This window comes from Mesorhizobium sp. LNHC232B00 (genome assembly GCF_000502435.1).
GTDB lineage: Bacteria > Pseudomonadota > Alphaproteobacteria > Rhizobiales > Rhizobiaceae > Mesorhizobium > Mesorhizobium opportunistum.
The window spans coordinates 1-16,653 of record NZ_AYWP01000029.1; the positions used below are offsets into that span (position 1 = coordinate 1).

The 16,653-nt window shown below is 63.9% G+C and carries 24 protein-coding genes and 2 pseudogenes; 10 read left to right on the forward strand and 16 right to left on the reverse strand.

Translation table 11 applies throughout. The annotated features are described in order from the left end of the window. Positions 1-52 precede the first annotated feature (52 nt). On the reverse strand, positions 53-1,363 hold the full coding sequence (locus X743_RS0136945; RefSeq protein ID WP_245264314.1) for a glycosyltransferase family 39 protein: 1,311 nt from the start codon (positions 1,361-1,363) through the stop codon (positions 53-55). 197 nt (positions 1,364-1,560) lie between these two features. Between X743_RS0136945 and X743_RS144005 the strand changes: the two genes are divergently transcribed. Beyond that, entirely contained in the window at positions 1,561-2,268 is a 708-nt protein-coding gene (locus tag X743_RS144005) for a hypothetical protein (protein WP_023768174.1), read from the forward strand. A 102-nt stretch (positions 2,269-2,370) separates the two neighbouring features. Here the strand turns inward: X743_RS144005 and X743_RS144000 are convergent, their stop codons facing one another. The 7 genes from X743_RS144000 to X743_RS143980 all read right to left on the reverse strand — a co-directional run bounded on the left by X743_RS144000 (position 2,371) and on the right by X743_RS143980 (position 4,833). After that, positions 2,371-2,769, reverse strand: a complete 399-nt coding sequence (locus tag X743_RS144000) for a GNAT family N-acetyltransferase (protein ID WP_245264315.1) — start codon at positions 2,767-2,769, stop codon at positions 2,371-2,373. 241 nt (positions 2,770-3,010) lie between these two features. Further along, positions 3,011-3,328, reverse strand: a complete 318-nt coding sequence (locus X743_RS143995) for a hypothetical protein (protein WP_023768176.1) — start codon at positions 3,326-3,328, stop codon at positions 3,011-3,013. A gap of 85 nt (positions 3,329-3,413) precedes the next feature. Then, on the reverse strand, positions 3,414-3,608 hold the full coding sequence (locus X743_RS143990; protein WP_023768177.1) for a hypothetical protein: 195 nt from the start codon (positions 3,606-3,608) through the stop codon (positions 3,414-3,416). Then, positions 3,593-3,832 carry a hypothetical protein gene (locus X743_RS143985; RefSeq protein ID WP_023768178.1) on the reverse strand — a complete coding sequence of 80 codons (240 nt, stop codon included), beginning with the start codon at positions 3,830-3,832 and terminating at the stop codon, positions 3,593-3,595. Before X743_RS143985 ends, X743_RS143990 begins: the two co-directional genes overlap by 16 nt. Next, positions 3,829-3,951: a hypothetical protein gene (locus tag X743_RS1000000174020; RefSeq protein WP_023768179.1), complete on the reverse strand. Its 123-nt coding sequence runs from the start codon at positions 3,949-3,951 to the stop codon at positions 3,829-3,831. Before X743_RS1000000174020 ends, X743_RS143985 begins: the two co-directional genes overlap by 4 nt. Position 3,952: 1 nt before the next feature. Continuing rightward, positions 3,953-4,120, reverse strand: coding sequence for a hypothetical protein (locus tag X743_RS1000000172975; protein ID WP_023768180.1), 168 nt, complete (start codon positions 4,118-4,120; stop codon positions 3,953-3,955). Between the two features lie 2 nt (positions 4,121-4,122). Further along, positions 4,123-4,833 (reverse strand): glycosyl hydrolase 108 family protein, encoded by a 711-nt coding sequence (locus X743_RS143980; RefSeq protein WP_023768181.1) that lies wholly within the window; start codon positions 4,831-4,833, stop codon positions 4,123-4,125. A 29-nt stretch (positions 4,834-4,862) separates the two neighbouring features. On the opposite strand from X743_RS143980, the gene X743_RS1000000172385 reads away from it, so the two are divergent. Then, positions 4,863-5,099 (forward strand): hypothetical protein, encoded by a 237-nt coding sequence (locus X743_RS1000000172385; protein WP_156934519.1) that lies wholly within the window; start codon positions 4,863-4,865, stop codon positions 5,097-5,099. A 202-nt stretch (positions 5,100-5,301) separates the two neighbouring features. Then, on the forward strand, positions 5,302-6,075 hold the full coding sequence (locus X743_RS0136955; protein WP_198028496.1) for a glycosyltransferase family 25 protein: 774 nt from the start codon (positions 5,302-5,304) through the stop codon (positions 6,073-6,075). Here X743_RS0136955 and X743_RS143975 read toward each other — a convergent pair. The 5 genes and pseudogenes from X743_RS143975 to X743_RS143970 all read right to left on the reverse strand — a co-directional run bounded on the left by X743_RS143975 (position 6,072) and on the right by X743_RS143970 (position 10,278). After that, positions 6,072-6,461 carry a hypothetical protein gene (locus X743_RS143975; protein ID WP_023768183.1) on the reverse strand — a complete coding sequence of 130 codons (390 nt, stop codon included), beginning with the start codon at positions 6,459-6,461 and terminating at the stop codon, positions 6,072-6,074. The two genes, X743_RS0136955 and X743_RS143975, sit on opposite strands and share 4 nt — an antisense overlap. A gap of 1,834 nt (positions 6,462-8,295) precedes the next feature. Then, a pseudogene (locus X743_RS0136975) lies at positions 8,296-8,568 on the reverse strand (terminase family protein); the annotation flags it as partial. A gap of 295 nt (positions 8,569-8,863) precedes the next feature. After that, a pseudogene (locus X743_RS0136980) lies at positions 8,864-9,526 on the reverse strand (terminase family protein); the annotation flags it as partial. After that, positions 9,480-9,875: a hypothetical protein gene (locus X743_RS06340; protein ID WP_023768185.1), complete on the reverse strand. Its 396-nt coding sequence runs from the start codon at positions 9,873-9,875 to the stop codon at positions 9,480-9,482. The gene X743_RS06340 and the pseudogene X743_RS0136980, both read right to left, overlap by 47 nt. Then, positions 9,868-10,278 carry a hypothetical protein gene (locus X743_RS143970; protein WP_023768186.1) on the reverse strand — a complete coding sequence of 137 codons (411 nt, stop codon included), beginning with the start codon at positions 10,276-10,278 and terminating at the stop codon, positions 9,868-9,870. The genes X743_RS06340 and X743_RS143970 overlap by 8 nt, the downstream gene beginning before the upstream one ends. A gap of 432 nt (positions 10,279-10,710) precedes the next feature. Here X743_RS143970 and X743_RS143965 point away from each other — a divergent pair, with 432 nt between their 5' ends. From X743_RS143965 to X743_RS143955, 3 genes are all read left to right on the forward strand, one after another. After that, entirely contained in the window at positions 10,711-11,526 is an 816-nt protein-coding gene (locus X743_RS143965; protein WP_023768187.1) for a class I SAM-dependent methyltransferase, read from the forward strand. 433 nt (positions 11,527-11,959) lie between these two features. Then, positions 11,960-12,214 (forward strand): hypothetical protein, encoded by a 255-nt coding sequence (locus X743_RS143960; RefSeq protein WP_224685290.1) that lies wholly within the window; start codon positions 11,960-11,962, stop codon positions 12,212-12,214. A gap of 83 nt (positions 12,215-12,297) precedes the next feature. Beyond that, a complete protein-coding gene (locus X743_RS143955) occupies positions 12,298-12,603 on the forward strand; it encodes a hypothetical protein (protein WP_013894492.1) in 306 nt (101 codons plus the stop codon). Positions 12,604-12,627: 24 nt separating this feature from the next. Here the strand turns inward: X743_RS143955 and X743_RS143950 are convergent, their stop codons facing one another. Continuing rightward, entirely contained in the window at positions 12,628-13,056 is a 429-nt protein-coding gene (locus tag X743_RS143950) for a DoxX family protein (RefSeq protein WP_023768189.1), read from the reverse strand. A gap of 646 nt (positions 13,057-13,702) precedes the next feature. On the opposite strand from X743_RS143950, the gene X743_RS143945 reads away from it, so the two are divergent. The 3 genes from X743_RS143945 to X743_RS143935 all read left to right on the forward strand — a co-directional run bounded on the left by X743_RS143945 (position 13,703) and on the right by X743_RS143935 (position 14,749). Next, complete coding sequence (locus X743_RS143945; RefSeq protein ID WP_013894490.1) at positions 13,703-13,882, forward strand: DUF3606 domain-containing protein; 180 nt, start codon at positions 13,703-13,705, stop codon at positions 13,880-13,882. A gap of 83 nt (positions 13,883-13,965) precedes the next feature. Then, entirely contained in the window at positions 13,966-14,409 is a 444-nt protein-coding gene (locus X743_RS143940) for a GFA family protein (protein ID WP_023768190.1), read from the forward strand. A 103-nt stretch (positions 14,410-14,512) separates the two neighbouring features. After that, positions 14,513-14,749 (forward strand): DUF982 domain-containing protein, encoded by a 237-nt coding sequence (locus X743_RS143935; protein ID WP_013894488.1) that lies wholly within the window; start codon positions 14,513-14,515, stop codon positions 14,747-14,749. A 121-nt stretch (positions 14,750-14,870) separates the two neighbouring features. Here X743_RS143935 and X743_RS1000000174025 read toward each other — a convergent pair whose 3' ends face one another. Next, a complete protein-coding gene (locus tag X743_RS1000000174025) occupies positions 14,871-15,005 on the reverse strand; it encodes a hypothetical protein (RefSeq protein WP_023768191.1) in 135 nt (44 codons plus the stop codon). An 88-nt stretch (positions 15,006-15,093) separates the two neighbouring features. Further along, entirely contained in the window at positions 15,094-15,387 is a 294-nt protein-coding gene (locus X743_RS143930) for a hypothetical protein (protein ID WP_023768192.1), read from the reverse strand. 148 nt (positions 15,388-15,535) lie between these two features. Here X743_RS143930 and X743_RS143925 point away from each other — a divergent pair, with 148 nt between their 5' ends. After that, complete coding sequence (locus X743_RS143925) at positions 15,536-16,423, forward strand: alpha/beta hydrolase (RefSeq protein WP_023768193.1); 888 nt, start codon at positions 15,536-15,538, stop codon at positions 16,421-16,423. Positions 16,424-16,653 lie beyond the last annotated feature (230 nt).

The following is a 16,653-nucleotide window of genomic DNA, read 5'->3' on the forward strand; positions in this document are numbered from 1 at the left end:
TGCTCTCCTTGCAAAGGGCCGAAAGTGTAACCCATCTATCCGGAATGAACTGTCACCCATCTCTCGGGAAGGGCATCGACGGCTTGTCATAGGCATTGAGACCCGCCAGCATCGCCAGATTGGTGTCGCCGCCGACGATGTCGAGTCGGCCGGGCACAGCCGCGTGCCAGACCGCCTCGGCCTCGTCTGAGATCGGTCGTGCCGGCCAGCAAACGGCGTCCATGCGCCCGCGCACATTGCAGTCCGTCCAGCGGATGGCCGCATAGGCGCCTGACATGCCGATGATGCAGATGAATGCGCAGATCGTCAGTTTTCGCATCTCTGTGGCGCCAAGCCGATGGCCCAAGAACGCGAGCGCGACGACGCCGACAAGATTGTACATCGGCGCGCCCCAGGCTTCGCCGGTGCCGGTAAACAGCGAGGCGACCATGACCAGCGCCGCGGGCCCAAGGCCCATCCACATGAGATAAACACGCGAGCCGCGCTCGACGGGCTCTTGCGGAGCCGGCGAGTGCCGCAGCAGCCCTGATATCGCCAGCACCAGCAAAAAGCCGGAGAGTCCGGCCATCTGGACACCGGCATAATAAAGGCGCGCTCGGTGTTCGGTCACCCATTCGTCACGACCGGCGAAATAGGTCAGCGGCAGGAAATCGATACGGTAGAGCTCGACGGCCAACGGCATGGCGACGGCGAGAAAGACGGCAAGGCCAAGCCACGGCCAAGGTGTCACCAGCCGGCTGCGCGCGCGCGCATCGGACAACAGCCACAGAGCGCCGAAGGCAAGCAGCAGGCCGGTGGAGAATTTGGCATAAAGCCCGACGCCCGAGACCAGCCCGAGCGCGAGCCACCAGCCCGGCCCGCCACCACGGCCCGCGCGCCAAAGCAGCCAGCAGATCGCCGCCCAGAACGGCATCTGCGCATAGTCATGATTGAATTGCGGGGTCGGCCAGCCAAAGAAATAGACCGACGGCATCAAAAGTACGGCAGCCAGCGCCCGGCTTTGGCCCAGCATGTCGCGGGCCAGCAGATAGACCAGGATGAAGGTCGCGGAGATGGTCAGCTGGGCGAGCAGATATTGCGGCCAGCGGAACGATCCGGTCAGAAGATGGCTGGTCTCGAGCAGCCAACCAGGGAGCTGCGGGTGCTTGTAGGTCAAAAGCACCCATTCGCGGCCCCACATGAAGCCCTCCACGACATCGCCGGGCGGCGCGGGATCGACGAGCGCTGGCACCACCGTCCAGCACAAGATCTGCGCCAGGCACAAAAGCGCCAGCAAGTGCCAGGGTTGGCGAAGCAGGCCGGACCAGACAGATAACGAACTCAAACCCGGGGCAGGCAGCCCCGCCGGCACCCAGCGATCCAAGGAGTCATCGATCCCCACCATGCGGCGCTTAAACCACATCGTCCGGTTTGCCGAACAGCCCAAACACCAAAGCTTACAAAAATGTATACTTGCGTGCCATTGCGACACCAAGATTGAACTGGAATTTCAACGCTCTGCAGCCCCCGCCTTCTCAAGGCACATGGCCTGAAGGCCCTGCCTGAACATCCGGATTCCAGATGCGCCATCAACATGCCGTCATTCACTACCGTGCGCTCGACTTCTGGCTGGCGCGCGCAGCGGTTCTCGTCATCATCTGCCTGCAGCTTCTGGTCATCAACAATCTCTCATTCGGTCCGCGCTGGCTGGCGCCGGGACTGGAAGCGGCCCTGCTCGTGCCGTTGTCGGTGGCGACGGCATGGACACAGGTCGTCACCAGAAAAGCGGTCGAGGACCACGAATGGCATGCGATCGGCCAGTTTCGCGCCATGATCCGCCGAACCGCCCTGGCCATGACCGCTGTCATCAGCGTCATGAATTGCGGCTCGCTGGTCTTGCTGGTGCGTGCCTTGCTGGAGGGACATGCCGGCAGCAGCGGCACGACACTGCTGATCGACGCTCTCAACATCTGGGTGACAAACGTCATCGTGTTCGCCTTGTGGTTCTGGAGCACCGACCGCGGCGGCCCCCCGACCTGCGGCCTCGTCAAGCTTGCGCAGGCCGATTTCCTGTTTGCGCAGATGACGCTGAACGACCGCGAGCTTGCCCAATGGCTGCCGGGCTTCGTCGACTATTTCTTCCTCGCCTTCACCAATGCGACGGCGTTTTCGCCGACCGACACCTTGCCGCTCTCCCAGCGCGCCAAGCTGCTGATGATGGCGGAAGCCATGATTTCACTGCTGACGATCGCGCTGGTCGCGGCCCGCGCGGTCAACATTCTCGCCTAGGGTAAAAACGCGAAATAGCCCGCTCCGGCGAACCGGAGCGGGCTATTTCGTCGTCTTCGACGGTCGCGATGCTGCGCTTGCTGAGCTTGTAGCTGTTGCCGCTCAATCCGCGCCGAGGTCGCGTTCGAACACCACCTGGTCGCGCAGCGGAATGCCATTCACGAGCAAGCCTTCGGGATAGCCGGTCGATGGCCCGAACGCATCCTGCACGATGCGACACATTCGAAAGCCCTGTCGCTGGTAAAACCGCAAATTGCCGATATCGGCCGTAGCGGTCGAGACGATCAGGCGCCGGCCGTTGCGCTCACGGCAGCGGGTAATTGCCGCTGTGACAAGGGCCCGCCCCAATCCCTCGCTCTGCCTTGCCGGACGGACCGCAAGGCTCTTGAGTTCGAAGACACCGCCCTCGCCCGTCTCGATGATCTGCACATGGCCGACGATCCGGCCGCCCTCGCGAGCGACCATCACCTCGCCACGACCGATATAGCCGGAAATCTGCATGGGAGAATCGTCTGCCAGGGCAAACAGAGGCCGTAAAGCCTCGCGGTTTCCATCGTATCGTTCAATAGGCATTCATAAGTCCGGACTGGATCAACGCCACCGCGAGTTCGGCATTCCTGCGCTGGGATATAGCAGCGGCTGGCCATGAGCCACAAATGCAAAAAGCCCGCCCCGGCGCGAGCCGAGGCGGGCTTTGGCTTGATCGAGCCGTCGCATGCGGGATTCCCAACACCGAGCAAAGTTACTCGTCCGGTGCCGGCTTGAACTTGCGCACGATCACCTCGAACAAGATATCCGATATCCACATGGCGCAGACGCCGATGAGAAAGGCCGCCGCCAGCGTCGTGGTGTCGTCGTTGGCCAGCGGCAGGCCGGTAGCGCGGGAATATTGGACCACGGGCAGCGTCAGATAGGCTGCGGCAAGCGCGCCGCAGATCGGCGACGCCACCATTTCGCGCAGTTTGTAGCGGTGGCGCGACAGGGCGCGCAGGACACCGCCGGCAAGACCGGCGGCGACGACAGGTCCCTTGATGCCCAGCAGGTCGAACAGATCGTGCATCATGTCACCACCCTTCTTACGGAAGTCAAAGATCGACTCGGCGCCAGCTCGCCGAGCAGCCGTGCCGAGCGAAGCAAGACAACCGTCAAGGCTTCCAGCCGCACAGTTTTTCGCCCTTGCGGTTATGTGCCAGCAGCGCCTTGACCTCGGTGTCCGACAGCACGTCCACGGCGGTCGTCGACAGGCGCAGCGGGCTGGACACCGCACAGAACCCACCCTTGACGGTTGTGCACCCGGCCATCGCGGCCAGGACCAACGCCAGCATCAATCCCTTGCCCATGATTTGAGCTCCTTCCGGGCGGTGGCGGCCGGCAGCGCGCCGATATCGTTCTGGACCTGGTCGGCGACATCGCGCGCCGCGGCCTCGGCGGCGGCCTGCCTGGCGCGCTCGCTGCGTTCGCCGGAGAGCCGCTGGTGGACACCCCAGCCGAGTGTCGCGAGGATGGCGGCACCGATGCCCAGAATGGTTGGATTGCCGAGCAGAAAGGCGAGAAGCGCGCTCATCGCGGCATGCCCTTGGCATAGAGCGACAGCACCCATGCCGCCAGGCCGCCAAGGCCAACGACAGCAATGCTGACGGCGGAGGCAATCAGGACATCGCCGATGGTGATAGCGTGGTCCATCTCATGCCCCCCGGTTTGGGACTTGATAAACGCCGCCGGCCACGAGAGCCCCGACGATCAGATCGCGCACGATATCGGCAAGGCCGGGGATTTCCACGCCGGCCTGTTGCAGGCCGATGAGCGTGCCGATGCCGACAAGGGCAACGACGAATTTCGCATAGCGTGGCATGGTCAGTTCCTCTTGAAGATGACTTTGGCGATTGCGTTGAGCAGCCGCCAAAGCCATCTGGTTTCGACGGTTGCAGGCGCTCCGGTCGGGGTTGGAGCAGGATGGATGATCTCCGGCGCGGCCGGAGGCTCGGGAGCAGCGGGAACCGGCGTGGACGCCTGCGGAACCGTGGCTGGCTGGGCTGGCGTCGGCGGGGCTGGGTGTGCCGTCATCTTGAGCGCATCGGCGCGAACCGACCTGACCCGGTCGCTCCACCCCCTGCCAAACGTGGGCCATGTCGGAAGACGCTTGAGAAACGCCAGCCGCGCGTCGCAAAGCTGATCGATGACGACGCCCGCCGGTTTTGCCCTGGCCGCGCCGAGCGTGGCCGGCCCAATGCGACCGTCCTGCACGGCGCCCACCGCGGCCTGCAGATATTTGGCCGCCCTGCCCGGCCCGCTGTTCACGGCGAAATCGAACACGGCGTAATCGACGCCATCAGGCAGTTCGGCACCGAGCACCGCGTCCCAATAGAACCGCCGATAGACGGTCGCGACCTGGTCATTGCTGATCTGGCGCAGATCGGCCTTGGTGGCGTCCGCTCTGACATAGCGGCGGAAATTCGCCAGCGTCACTCCCTTCATGGTGGCGCCGCCCGGATCGGCCGGATTGTCCGACCAGCCCCCCTCGGATTTCAAGACAAGCGCAAGCGCCCGCGCGAAGTTGCGGTCCATGGGGAGTTCCTTTCGGAGGAATTTGGATAATGATCGGCCAGGGCGTGAGCCGAAGGGGTTTTACGATGGGGATGATCAATCAAATGGCGACTGGGTGGCGCTGCCCAAGCCGTGGTCGGAACTGCGTCGCGGGTTGTGCGAGCAAGTCGCCACCAAAGCCAACAAAATACACACTTACGATGGCGGGCAGCTTGTGCGCATCGATGGCAAGCGGCGCCAGCCATGATGCCGACCTCATCATGAACGCGCTGCGCAAGCCGAACTGATCGCCACATTAATCACAAGCATTCGAAGCTTGGCCAACCGCCCGCGATACACTCACGCTCGCAGAAGTTGACTGTCAATGGCCATCCGTATAGAGCTGAAAGTGGCGGCAAAAACTACCTGTGAACTTCACGATCATGTGGGGACGAAGTAGAAGTCGCTGATTTGCTTTCATGCAGTGCGGGGCGACAAGTGAAGTGTTTCGTGATCAATCTTGACCGGGCAATCGATCGCCTTGCGGCTGTCACGGTGGAATTTTCGCGGATCGGAGTTGCCTTTGAGCGCGTTGCCGGTGTTGATGCACGCGCTGGGGCTCCGCTCGCGGCGCCCCCTCTGACAGAGGCGGAAGTCTGTTGTTTTCTCAGCCATCGGCGCTGCTGGGATATCATCGCCGACGGGCCTGATCAGTATGGTGTAGTGTTCGAAGACGATGTCGTTTTCAGCCACGACGCCGGATCCATGCTTCTCGATGACAGTTGGATTCCGCTAGACGCAGATTTGGTCAAGATCGAAACATTCTACAACCGCGTGAGAGTTGGTAGTCGGCACACACCGGCCAAGAATGGATACTCCGTAACGCGACTGTTCGGGCAGCATCTAGGCTCATGCGGATATCTGATTTCAAAAGGGGCTGCCCGAAGATTGCTCAAGAGCACGATGCGTCTTAAGGCACCGGTTGACGTCGCACTCTTCAGTCCGGGACAAATGACGAGCGCGCGCAGTAACATCTACCAGCTGATGCCAGCGCTCTGCGTCCAGGCTCTTTTCATTTCTGGGAATACCGCTTCTCCGACCCAGATCCAATTCACACCGCCACTCCACAGAAACAAGCGGGCAATCGACAGAATCCGGGTCGAGGCCACCCGTGCCTTTGGGCATCTTCGAAACTGGAGCTTTTTCGCGACCGCAGCGGTCGATGCCGTGCCGCTACGCTTTGATAGGGCAGCAGCCGAAGCTGCCAAGCCTCCCGTCGTTTAGGGCGCGAGGATCGCTGCCGGATCGAGCCCCAGCGCCTGCACAAGCCCAACGACGTCCGGATCATCACAGTAGACTACCGGGTGGCCCGGCGCGAACCAACGCGCGAAGTAGATCGGGTTTGCTGTCAAAGCTGCATAGACGGCGCCCATCATGCCGGCGTCGATGATGCGTGCCTGGACAACGGATTTCGCCACCTGCTGGCGGGCCGGCGGGGGCGGCACATAAGGTGCAACCGAGGAGTCCTTGGTAATCTCTTTATAAAGCTCCCTACCGAGCGGGTCCGGATCATCCAGCGACGCGGTGAAGGGTATCCACCCGAAATCAGCGTGATCGATCTCCACGTCAATGGTGCCGGCCTGGTTGTAAGTAGCGTTGCGGTATTCCATTACGAGACCCTCAAGAATACTGCCACGCCGGCAGCACCACCAGTAGAACTAGTCGCGCTCATACACTGCCAACTTCCAGGTGGAGATGTAGTGCCGCTAGGGTTACCGCCGGCATGTGAATATTTAAGCGTGCTTCCCGCAACCACCTGACCGGTGCCCAGGGATGCAGCCGGACTGGTCGCGCAGAGACTGTAAGTACCGATACCGCCTGCCACCAAGGCGGCATTGCCCGTGCTATAGTTTATACTGGACGCGACAAAAGCCGTGGTCGCTAGTTGCGTGGTGTTGGTGCCTGGCGCGGCGGTGGGAGCAGCGGGCGCCCCGGTGAATGTCGGACTGGCGATCGGGGCCAGCAGACCGAGTGCCGCCGCAATCTCCGCCAGCGTATCAAACGTCGCTGACACCCCACCCAGCACGACATCGATCGCCGCCTTGACAAACCCCGTCGTCGCAAGCTGCGTCGTGTTCGTGCCGGGCGCGGCTGTCGGGGCGGCTGGAACACCCGTAAACGTCGGGCTGGCCTTTGGCGCCAGGCTCGACACCGCCACGCCGCTGTCCTTGGTGATCTTGCCCGTGGTACCATTGAACGTGGCGATGTTGTCGGCAACGGCCGACGCAGGCCCGGCGATCAGGTCGCTCGCCTTGATGCCACTGTCTTTGCCCGCCTTGCCCGTTGTGCCGTTGAAGGTGACGATGTTGTCGCTCACCGAGGAAGCCGGCCCTGTGAAATCGCCTGCCCCAAGCCCATCCGCCCCCTTGTCCCCTGCCCGGTCGAACATCAGCCAGATGCCGCCTGCCGTTGTCGGCAAGGCGCCGGAGCCGCTGACATAGGCGAGCGTCAGCTTGCGGTAGCCGCTGCCGTCCACCACCGTGCCGGTGACGTTATACACATAGGAGATGGCGGCCGATGCCTTGGACCGCAGCGTCAGCTGGCCCTTGATGGTGTTGGTGCTGTCGTCGAACGTGTCGAGAATGCCGTTCACCGTGGCGCCGCCGGCGTCGAGATTGTCGACATAGGCCGCGGTCGCCGAGGCGGCGGTGGCATTGTTCAGCCGCAAGGCGCCGTTGCCCGGGTCGGCATCGGCGGTTGTCGTGGAGAAGGTGTAGCTCAGCGCCGCCACCGAATTTGCCGCCGCCGTGGCCGATGTCGCGGCGTTGGTGGCTGAGGTTGCGGCGTTGGTCGCCGAGGTCGACGCCGCCGTGGCCGAGCCCGAGGCCGCACTTGCCGAGCCGGCCGCTGCGGTGGCCGAATTGCCGGCATTGGTGGCGCTGGTCGCGGCACCCGAGGCGGAGCCCGATGCGGCACTTGCCGAAGTGCCGGCATTGGTGGCCGAAGTCGCCGCCGTGGAGGCGGAGCCTGCAGCCGCCGTGGCGGATCCGGACGCGGCCGTCGCCGAGGNCGTCGCCGAGGTGCCGGCATTGGTGGCGCTGGTGGCCGCCGCGTTCTTGGAGGTAAGCGCCGCCGCCGCGCTGTTGGCGGCGGCCGTCGCCGCCGCCGTGGCATCGCCCAGCGTGTCTTCGGAGAGGAAGAAGGCGAGCGTGATGGCATCGGTGCCGATCACCGGATTCAGCGTTTCGAAGGCATAGACGAAATCTGCCGAGACACTGCCCTGCTGCACATGCACCGTCGTGCCCTTCTGCAGGGTGCGCGCGGTGCGCGCGTCTGCGGCGCGAAACCACTGGCCCTCGCTCGCCGTGTAGATGCCGTTCTGGCGGGCATCGGCCTGGTTCTTCACCAGCACGCGGTCGCCGACTTCGGCGGCCACGCCGTCGATGATCAGCAGCCCTGAAAGGGCAATGTTGGCCGTGGTCGCCAGGCGCACGGGTTCGCGTTGGTGACATAGACGACGTCGGCCTCCGTATCCCAGGCGAGCTCGACCGCGGCCGACGGATGGTCCCAGCCGAAATCGAGCGCCCCTAGCCTGGGCCAGTAGCGCGGCAGCCGGAACGGCTCGCAGGCGATCAATTCCTCCGCCACCGGAAAGATGCGGCCCGAGCCCAGCACCGGAATGCCGCGAGCGCGCGCCTCGCGCTCATGCGCGGGATAGGCGGCAACGATCGCCGCGCGCTCGTCGGGCGAATAGTGCCCGGCATCGTCGATGGTCATGAAGGTGACGTGACGGGACATTGCGGGGGGCCTGAATCAGCTTGGGAGAGATGTCGTATCAGTTTGGTAAGGCGAGATTTTCCGAGCGAGCGCGGCGGCCTTGCCTTCTCCCCTTGCGGGAGAAGGTGGCCGAGCGAAGCTCGGTCGGATGAGGGGTGCTCCAGCTTGGCAATGACGGTGCGGCCAGCACCCCTCAACCGTCTCGGCGCTGCGCGCCGATCCACCTTCTCCCGCAAGGGGAGAAGGGAAGACAGTACCCTCACCCCTTCGCCATCTTCTCCACCTCCCCCGCCGACAAAAACAGCAGCACCACATCGCTCATCCCGAGCAGCGGCGTGAAGGTGACGATGGTTATCCCGCCCGTCGCGTTGGTGCGGGTCAGGCCTTCTGAATAGATGTCGAGCGGCGGTTCCTCGTCGAACCAGACGCCGTGCAGGGTCTCGCCCTGCCATTTCTCGCGGCCCTTCTCGAAGCTCTTGAACGACAGCACGCTCTCGCCGGCCTGCACGTCGCCGCCGCCGCCATGGCGCACCACGACGCTGTCGAGCGCGCCCGGTGCGCCGCGGCCCATTGTGGTCTGCAGAATAGCATCGGCCGGGATCATGCCGGTGCCCCAGGCCGCCTGCTGCTGCGGCGGGCCGATGAGCACGCGTTGCGGATTGTCGCGCGTGCCCTCGCCGGTGACGCCGGCGGCCCACAACCGCACGGGCGTGTCGAAAACCTTGCCTTGCCACCAATCGGGATAGCGGCCGGTGAGGTGCATCGCCCATTCCGCGCCGCCGGCCCTGGTCTTGCCGAGCTGGTTGCCGGCCATGAACAGCCGTTCGCGGTTTATCGCACCCGCGGCATGGAATTCCGCCTGCCTTGGATAAGGCTTGTATGCCGCCAACTGATTGGTGCGGCGCCGGCGGTCAAGCTCCGCCAGCAGCGCCAGATATTCGGTTCTGGCCGAGATCAGCGGGCTCTTCGAGGAACGGCCTGAGGACGGTTTCGAGGGCGCGGATGCGGCTGCGGATTTCCTCATCGCTCAGCCCGTCCAGTTGGTTGATGGAGACATCGAAATCCTTGGGCAGCACCGAAAGCACGATCTTCAGATATTGGTCCGGCTTGTCGGCCCGCACCTCGGCGATGACGCCGGCGCCATGGGTTCGGAAATCGGCGCGCACGGCGGTGAGAAAGTCGTCGCCCAGCGTCTTCTTCGCCCGCTTCGGGCGGGGCTTTTGGACAATCGCCGGGCTGGCGGCAGGTTTACGCCTTGCCGGCCTCGCCTTGCGCCGCGCCGGCACGGCATCGGCCTGGTCAGTCATTGGCGTGCCCCACGGTGTTGGCGTCGTCGGAGGAAACCGCCGCCTTCGGCAGCGCCGGTCTGGCCCGCCTCGCCGGCTTTTTCGAGCGGGCGATTTTCTTCCTGGCCTTCCTGGCGCGCTTCGGCCTTGCGGCCTCGGCAGGCTTCGCCGCCCGGGCCGGTTTTGCAACACTGGCCTGTGCCTTGAGCCTCGCCATGGCGAGCCCGACAGCGCGGCCATCGACGCCAGCTTGCGCGAAACAAAAGCCGCCGGCCGCATCCCGCACCATGCCGACCAGCACGCCGGGCGCGACCTGCTCGACCCGGCCCAGCCGCGCCTGCGGCGCCGCGCCCTCGAATTCCCCGATGGCGCTGACAACCTCGCGGCCGTCGTCGCCGATGATGATGGTGGCGTAGCGTGGCATGGGATTTCTCGCAGACGTCGCGTTCTGTGGCACCCCCTCTGTCCTGCCGGACATCTCCCCCTCAAGGGGGAGATTGGCAGCTTCGAGCGCCCGCTCCCTTGCGACGTCGAAAGGTCAGCGTGGCCGTGACTAGATCCGATCTCCCCCCTTGAGGGGGAGATGGCCGGCAGGCCAGAGGGGGGCACTGTCCCGCCAGCGTTCAAAATCGGCAACCAGAATCAAAAACCCGCCTCGGGGGCGGGTCGTTGGCGCAAATCAGCACCATGGACAAATATGTAGCATAGCTGCCCTCACCCGGTCAACGATTTTCTGAGAAAAAATTCCTATTTCGTTTTCCCCGGCAGCGTTGCCCTCGAGGCCCCTCGGGTCGCCCGCCCCGTTGCCTAAAGAATCCATTGATGGGAAGCTGCGCATGAGGATGGAGGACGCGCCGTGAGCAACGTCACCACGCACTACGGCAGCGACGGCATAGTCGAGCGCATATTGGCCGCCATCCCCGATGCCAAAATCGACGCTCTCGATGCCAGGCAGCTCTATCCGTTCGACCAGCTTCACGGCCGCGAACTGATAGCCACGCAGGACCATGCCGCCCGCTTGGCGCCTTCATCTTCCGACCGCATCCTGGATATCGGCAGCGGCATCGGCGGTCCGGCGCGGTTCCTGGCCTCCACCTATGGCTGCGCCGTCGACGGCGTAGATCTGACAAAGGCTTTTGTCGACGCGTCCGCCCAACTGACCAAGCTCAGCGGGTTGAGCGAGAAGGTCCGCTTCCACGAGGCGGACGCGACCAGACTGCCTTTCGCCGACGACACGTTCGATGCGGCGATCTGCTTTTATGTCGGCATGAACATCGCCGATAAGCCCGCAGTCGTCGGCCAGGCTTTTCGCGTGCTCAAGCCAGGAGGCAAGTTGATCTGGACCGAAGCGGTGCTTGCTGGCGGAGAGCCGTATTATCCCTTGCCCTGGGCGGTCTCACCGGCGACGAGCCACCTCGTCGACCGCAGTGCCCTGAAAACCCTGTTCGTGGACGCCGGCTTCCGGATCGACGAAATCATCGACGAAACCGGCGAACACGTCGAACTGGCGCTCAAAAGGGCCAATTCCGGCATCCTGCCCTCGCCCGCCCAGCAGCAGGCCAATGAGATCGTGCTCGGCGCCGAATTCGTGCAGCGACGCAAGAACTACATTCGCAGCCTGAGTGAGGGCAAGCTCGCATCGCTGGCCGTGATCGTCTCAAAGACTGGCTGACCGGAACCGATCCGCCAGAGGACCCAGAAGGTCATCCTCAGAATCAAAAACCCGCCTCGGCGGCGGGTCGTTGGCGCAAATCAGCACCATGGACAAATATGTAGCATAGCTGCCCTCAGCTGGTCAACGACTTTTTGAGAAAAAATTCCTATTCTGTTCCTTCGGCGCGGCGCCGAAGAGGGAGCGGTATCGCATCATGCGAAGGCTGGAAAACACAAAAACCCGCCTCGGCGGCGGGTCATCGGCGCAAATCAGCACCACACCGAAATCATAGCATAACCGCCCCCACCCGACAAACGGGCCAAGCGGCCACCGAAGCCCGCCTTTGCCAGCCGGCTTTTCATCGGCCGGCACCTGTGAAATCATTAGGGGAAGCTCATGGAATGATTCGCGTCACGGCCTTTGTGGGAGAGGACGTTTGGACAGACCAGCCATGGCATCCGTCTTCAGGGTGCGACATGCTCCGGCAACGGTTTCCGGCGTGCGCAGCACCGGCCAGGGCCAGGCCGACCCTGTGATCCGGGTGCACTCGCTTGGCGAAGCGGTCCGCTTCGTCGCCAACGCTTTTGCCAATTACGACATCAGCGCCGTCGCCATCACCTGCGGCGATCCCTCGATCCCGCGCCTCGGCAGCCTGGAGGTCAAGGCGCTGTGGCGCGAATATGGCGAGCGCCTGACGCAGGAATAGACCCTACCCGCCGCCGATCCGCCCTGCGGATCGGAAATGCCGCTGGTGCGTTTCAACTTCGGTCAATGGAGGGAAAAAGCACCATGAACGTCGCCAATCTGCAACTCGAGGGCCTGCTGATGGCCGTCGCATCGATCAACCATGTGCTGGTTCGAAAGGGCGTGCTGACATCGGAGGAGATCGACATCGCCTTGCGCAAGGCCGAGGCCGGCGAAACCGGTGAGGAACGGTCCGGCGGGATGTCGGCGTCGAGCCGCGACGCCGTCAACTTTCCGATCCGGCTGCTGGAACTCGCCAATCAATGCCAGCCGGAGGCGGACATGCCGTCCTTTTCGAAACTGGCTCGTATGGTCGGCCAGATGAAGGAGCCCTACAACGACCAGATGTGAGGCCACGACCGAAGTCCGGTTGGCTCACGCCCTGCCCGGCCATCCCAGGTTCAGCGCCAGCGCCGTGCCCGGCCCATGCACCGCCGCGAACAGCAGCCCGGCCACGAAGGAAAAATGGTCGACGAAGAAGCCGAACTCGGCCTGGTTGCCGGCCCAGTGGCTCGGCCCGTGGAAGGCGAAGGCCAGGAACAGCACATAGGCGGCGGCGACAAGGGCTGCCTGCGTGAAGAAGGCGCCGCTCAGGAAACACAGCACCAGCGCGACCTCCAGTATCGCCGCGCACCAGGCGAGGAAGAGCGGGAACGGAAAGCCGGCGGTGGCGATGTAGCCGGCCGTGGCTTCCATGCCCATGAATTTGAAGGTTACCGCCATCAGGAAGACGGCGGCGAAGATCAGGCGGGCGACGAGAAGGGCTACGGTCTGCCAGGACGATTGGGTGATTTGCGAGGGCATGGGTTGGTCTCCAGTTTCATTCGCCCAAAGGACGCGCCGCCTGGCGCCGATCCGACATGGCATGTGAAGTTTTTTCCAAAGTCTGCCATCGGATGTCGCAAAACCCCGCATAAACCGATTTCGGTCCATCGCTGCCAACACCCTCGCTCCAAGCCGCGAAACTTGTTCGTAACCATGATCGTGCTAATATTAAGCTGGGCTAATGCACTGGTGTCCAGTGCAGCGATTTCGGGTGGGTTCAAAGTGGGCGTGGGTATCAAGTTAAGGGCAAAATCTTATCTGGTCCGGTCACCGGTTCTGGAGTGTATTGGCTGCGGCGGCACCGGGCAGGTGTTCCAATGCCCCCGCTGGACGAGTTCAAACGGCCTTTGCTGCCCGGCCGGCACGCACCAGCGCGGCTGTCCAGGCGCCAGCACGGGTTGCGCCGAATGTGGCGACGCCGGCAGCCACGACGCCGGACCGGTCCGCCCCTCGGCCTGAACCGGCGGCTTGCGCTCCGCGCCGGGCGGGCCTTGTGCACGCGTCCGCCGCATGTCATGGAACCAGCAGCGCCGATCGCTGTTATGTCTGACCGCGGCATCGCTTGCCGAACCACGGTGGTTCGATGTCCGCGCGACCATGCGGCTGACAGAAAGTGAGGCCCGGCATGCCCGACGATAAATCCAAGACCAAGCAGGACCGCAAGCTGGTTTCCAGCGAAGACACCTATGAGGTTGCCGCCTTCGCGCGCAAATACGGGATCCCGCAGAGCGAGGCCCAGACCATCATCAAGCGCTACGGCCCATCGAGGAAGAAGCTCGACAACCACATGGCCGCGCGCGGATAGGCCTCGGCGGTACGGTGAACTGCCAGACTGGCGAGGCCAGGCAGGCGGGCGAAGCCGGACTGGCGAGAACGGAGGCTGCAACCATGTCCGACACCATACGCAGGACCGGCAGCTGCCTGTGCGGCGGCGTGCATTTCGTCGTCAGCGGCCATCCGTCACGGATTGGCCTTTGCCATTGCAAGGACTGCCGCAAGGCGGGCGGCTCGGTCTATTCGGCCTTTGCCATCTGGCCGCGCGCGGCCTTCGAGACATCGGGCGTCGTCGCCACTTACGGCACCCGCAGTTTCTGCCCGACCTGTGGCAGCCGGGTCGCGTGGGTCACCGACGACGAGGCCGAGGTGATGCTCGGCAGCCTGGATGTCGCGCCGACCGACCTCGCGCCCGAATATGAATTGTGGATCAGCCGGCGCGAAACCTGGCTGCATGCCTTGCCTGGCACTGAGCAGTTCGACCATGACAGGCCGCAGACGCAGGACGCCGATCTGCCGCCGCCGAGGCCTCTGTCGGACGCCGCCGCGCGCGATTGAAACGCGATTGAAAATTGATCTATCGGGCTTGGAACCCTCCATTGTCGGCGACGTTATCCGGCGCCCCTTTCGTGGCGGCATGCACCAGTCACGGAGACGACCGTTGAACGACAAAATCTTTCCCCGACCCGTCCACCTCAAGTTCGCCCCCGAGCGGGTGCGCGTGGTGCGCAGCGCCTGGGAGGGCCTCGAATGCCTCGGCGACTGGCCGTTCGGCCACGGCCGGCGATACCGAGCGGCATTGCGCAGCTGTCGAGATGCCCTGGATGGCTGGGCGCCGCCGGCAAAGGCAATGCGGGCGATGATCGACGCCGCACGCGAAGCGCATATCCTCCAATAGCCCCCAACATCGCGAACCGATTCAGGTGCGCGCTTCAGATCTTTTGTTTTTATGCGTTCTATCAAAACCAAAGCCACTTCTGCGCGACATGCATCGGCCTGTTTGTGCGGCAAAGCCGTGATTACCGGGCCTGCGGATCGCCATTCACAATCGGGTGGGAAGCCTCGAACCCGGAGCTTTTCGGCGCCATCAGCATCAGGGCGATGACAATGGCGATCGAGGCGATAATCATGGCGGTGCTGGCGACATCTTTCACGACCGTCTCCTAAAATTAGCAGTTGCGAAAGAAACGTTCCGCCAACAGTCGAGTTCCGCCGCGCCACCTGAATACCGGCTTTGCCGCGTCACTTTGCCGGCGGTTGGGCCGGTACCTCGCCCGGCTTGATTACCGGTGTCTTGCCCTCGTCCGGAGCCGGAGCGGCCATGCCCTGGTCACCGGTGGCCGGCGGCTTCAGCACCCCGCCGCAGTCGTCAAGCTTCTCCGTCAAATTGCCGTTTCCGGCCTGCTGCTTGGCGCCCGGATCCGTCTGGGCCCGGCATTTGTCGGTCTGCTGGGCAGGGTCCTGCTGCTGATTTGTCTGTGCTGCCGCCGGCACGGCCAGCATCAGGGCACATGATGCGATGACGAGAGATTTCATCTCGGTCTCCTTCTCTTCGGGCCGCCTGCCGCGGCCTTCCCTTCGCAAGGACAACGCCTTTCAGCGAAAAAGGTTGGCTGCCAAAAGAGCTGGCATGGCCCCGCAACCAAATCAGGCTTCCGCCGTTGCGCGTGGCGGAGGCACCGCCATGTTCGATGATTTTCAAAGCACGAAGGTCGAGGTCGGCGAAGCCAGCCTGTTTGTCCGGCATGCCGGCAGTGGCCCGGCGGTTTTGCTCCTGCACGGCTTTCCGCAAACACAATTGATGTGGCGCGACGTGGCGCCAGGGCTGACCGACCGCTTCACCGTCGTCTGCGCTGATTTGCGTGGCTACGGCGCCAGTTCCTGCCCCGTCTCGGACACGGACCACGCCCCCTATGCCAAGCGCGCCATGGCCGCCGATATGGTGGCAATGATGGCGAAGCTCGGATTTGCCAGCTTCATGGTCGCCGGCCATGATCGCGGCGGGCGCGTCGCCTACCGCATGGCGCTCGATCATCCAGACAGCGTCGACAAGCTGACCGTGCTTGACATCGTCCCCACGGCCGACGCCTGGGACCGGGCCGACGCCCGGCTGGCGCTCGGCTATTGGCCCTGGTCCCTGCTGGCGCAGCCCGAGCCTTTGCCGGAAAAGATCCTGGCGGCAGCCGCCGAAGCGATCGTCGACAATGCGCTGGGCGGCTGGGGCTCCTCGCCTGCGGTATTTCCGGCCGATGTTCGCCAGGCCTATGTCGATGCCTTGCGCGACCCCGCCCATAGCCACGCGATCTGCGAGGAATACCGGGCGGCGGCCACGCTCGACCGCGAGCATGATCACGCCGACAAGGCTGCGGGCCGAACGATCCGTTGTCCTGTGCTGGCGTTGTGGAGCGAACAAGGCGCACTCGCCGAGTGGTATTCCGATGAGGGCGGCCCGCTGGCTCTTTGGCGGAGCTGGGCCGACGACGTGCGTGGCCAGGCAATGCCCGGCGGCCACTTCTTTCCCGAAGAGGCACCGGCGCAAACCGCGCAGGCATTGGCAGCCTTCTTCGGCTGATGGGATCCAGGCTTCCTAGCATCCGCACCGGCTGGCGGGGGCGCTGTCCGTCCGAGTCGCCTGCTTGCCCGCCTTGTCCTGCTTGCCCCCCTTGTCATGCTTGCCCCTTGTCATACTTGAAAGAATGTTTGACCCTCAGCGAGGTTTTCCGTCATCGTCGGTGGGCCGTTCGGCAGCCTGATCGGTCCTTTGAGGGCAATCGTCATAGCGGTGGTCGCGGCCGCCGCAGA

Excerpts from the sequence above, each read along its gene's own strand:
- X743_RS144005 (WP_023768174.1), top strand. The coding sequence starts at position 1,561 with ATGCGCCATCAACATGCCGTCATTCACTACCGTGCGCTCGACTTCTGG.
- X743_RS144000 (WP_245264315.1), bottom strand. The coding sequence starts at position 2,769 with ATGCAGATTTCCGGCTATATCGGTCGTGGCGAGGTGATGGTCGCTCGC.
- X743_RS143995 (WP_023768176.1), bottom strand. The coding sequence starts at position 3,328 with ATGCACGATCTGTTCGACCTGCTGGGCATCAAGGGACCTGTCGTCGCC.
- X743_RS143990 (WP_023768177.1), bottom strand. The coding sequence starts at position 3,608 with ATGGGCAAGGGATTGATGCTGGCGTTGGTCCTGGCCGCGATGGCCGGG.
- X743_RS143985 (WP_023768178.1), bottom strand. The coding sequence starts at position 3,832 with ATGAGCGCGCTTCTCGCCTTTCTGCTCGGCAATCCAACCATTCTGGGC.
- X743_RS1000000174020 (WP_023768179.1), bottom strand. The coding sequence starts at position 3,951 with ATGGACCACGCTATCACCATCGGCGATGTCCTGATTGCCTCCGCCGTC.
- X743_RS1000000172975 (WP_023768180.1), bottom strand. The coding sequence starts at position 4,120 with ATGCCACGCTATGCGAAATTCGTCGTTGCCCTTGTCGGCATCGGCACG.
- X743_RS143980 (WP_023768181.1), bottom strand. The coding sequence starts at position 4,833 with ATGGACCGCAACTTCGCGCGGGCGCTTGCGCTTGTCTTGAAATCCGAG.
- X743_RS1000000172385 (WP_156934519.1), top strand. The coding sequence starts at position 4,863 with ATGATCGGCCAGGGCGTGAGCCGAAGGGGTTTTACGATGGGGATGATC.
- X743_RS143975 (WP_023768183.1), bottom strand. The coding sequence starts at position 6,461 with ATGGAATACCGCAACGCTACTTACAACCAGGCCGGCACCATTGACGTG.
- X743_RS06340 (WP_023768185.1), bottom strand. The coding sequence starts at position 9,875 with ATGACTGACCAGGCCGATGCCGTGCCGGCGCGGCGCAAGGCGAGGCCG.
- X743_RS143970 (WP_023768186.1), bottom strand. The coding sequence starts at position 10,278 with ATGCCACGCTACGCCACCATCATCATCGGCGACGACGGCCGCGAGGTT.
- X743_RS143960 (WP_224685290.1), top strand. The coding sequence starts at position 11,960 with ATGGCATCCGTCTTCAGGGTGCGACATGCTCCGGCAACGGTTTCCGGC.
- X743_RS143955 (WP_013894492.1), top strand. The coding sequence starts at position 12,298 with ATGAACGTCGCCAATCTGCAACTCGAGGGCCTGCTGATGGCCGTCGCA.
- X743_RS143950 (WP_023768189.1), bottom strand. The coding sequence starts at position 13,056 with ATGCCCTCGCAAATCACCCAATCGTCCTGGCAGACCGTAGCCCTTCTC.
- X743_RS143945 (WP_013894490.1), top strand. The coding sequence starts at position 13,703 with ATGCCCGACGATAAATCCAAGACCAAGCAGGACCGCAAGCTGGTTTCC.
- X743_RS143940 (WP_023768190.1), top strand. The coding sequence starts at position 13,966 with ATGTCCGACACCATACGCAGGACCGGCAGCTGCCTGTGCGGCGGCGTG.
- X743_RS143930 (WP_023768192.1), bottom strand. The coding sequence starts at position 15,387 with ATGAAATCTCTCGTCATCGCATCATGTGCCCTGATGCTGGCCGTGCCG.
- X743_RS143925 (WP_023768193.1), top strand. The coding sequence starts at position 15,536 with ATGTTCGATGATTTTCAAAGCACGAAGGTCGAGGTCGGCGAAGCCAGC.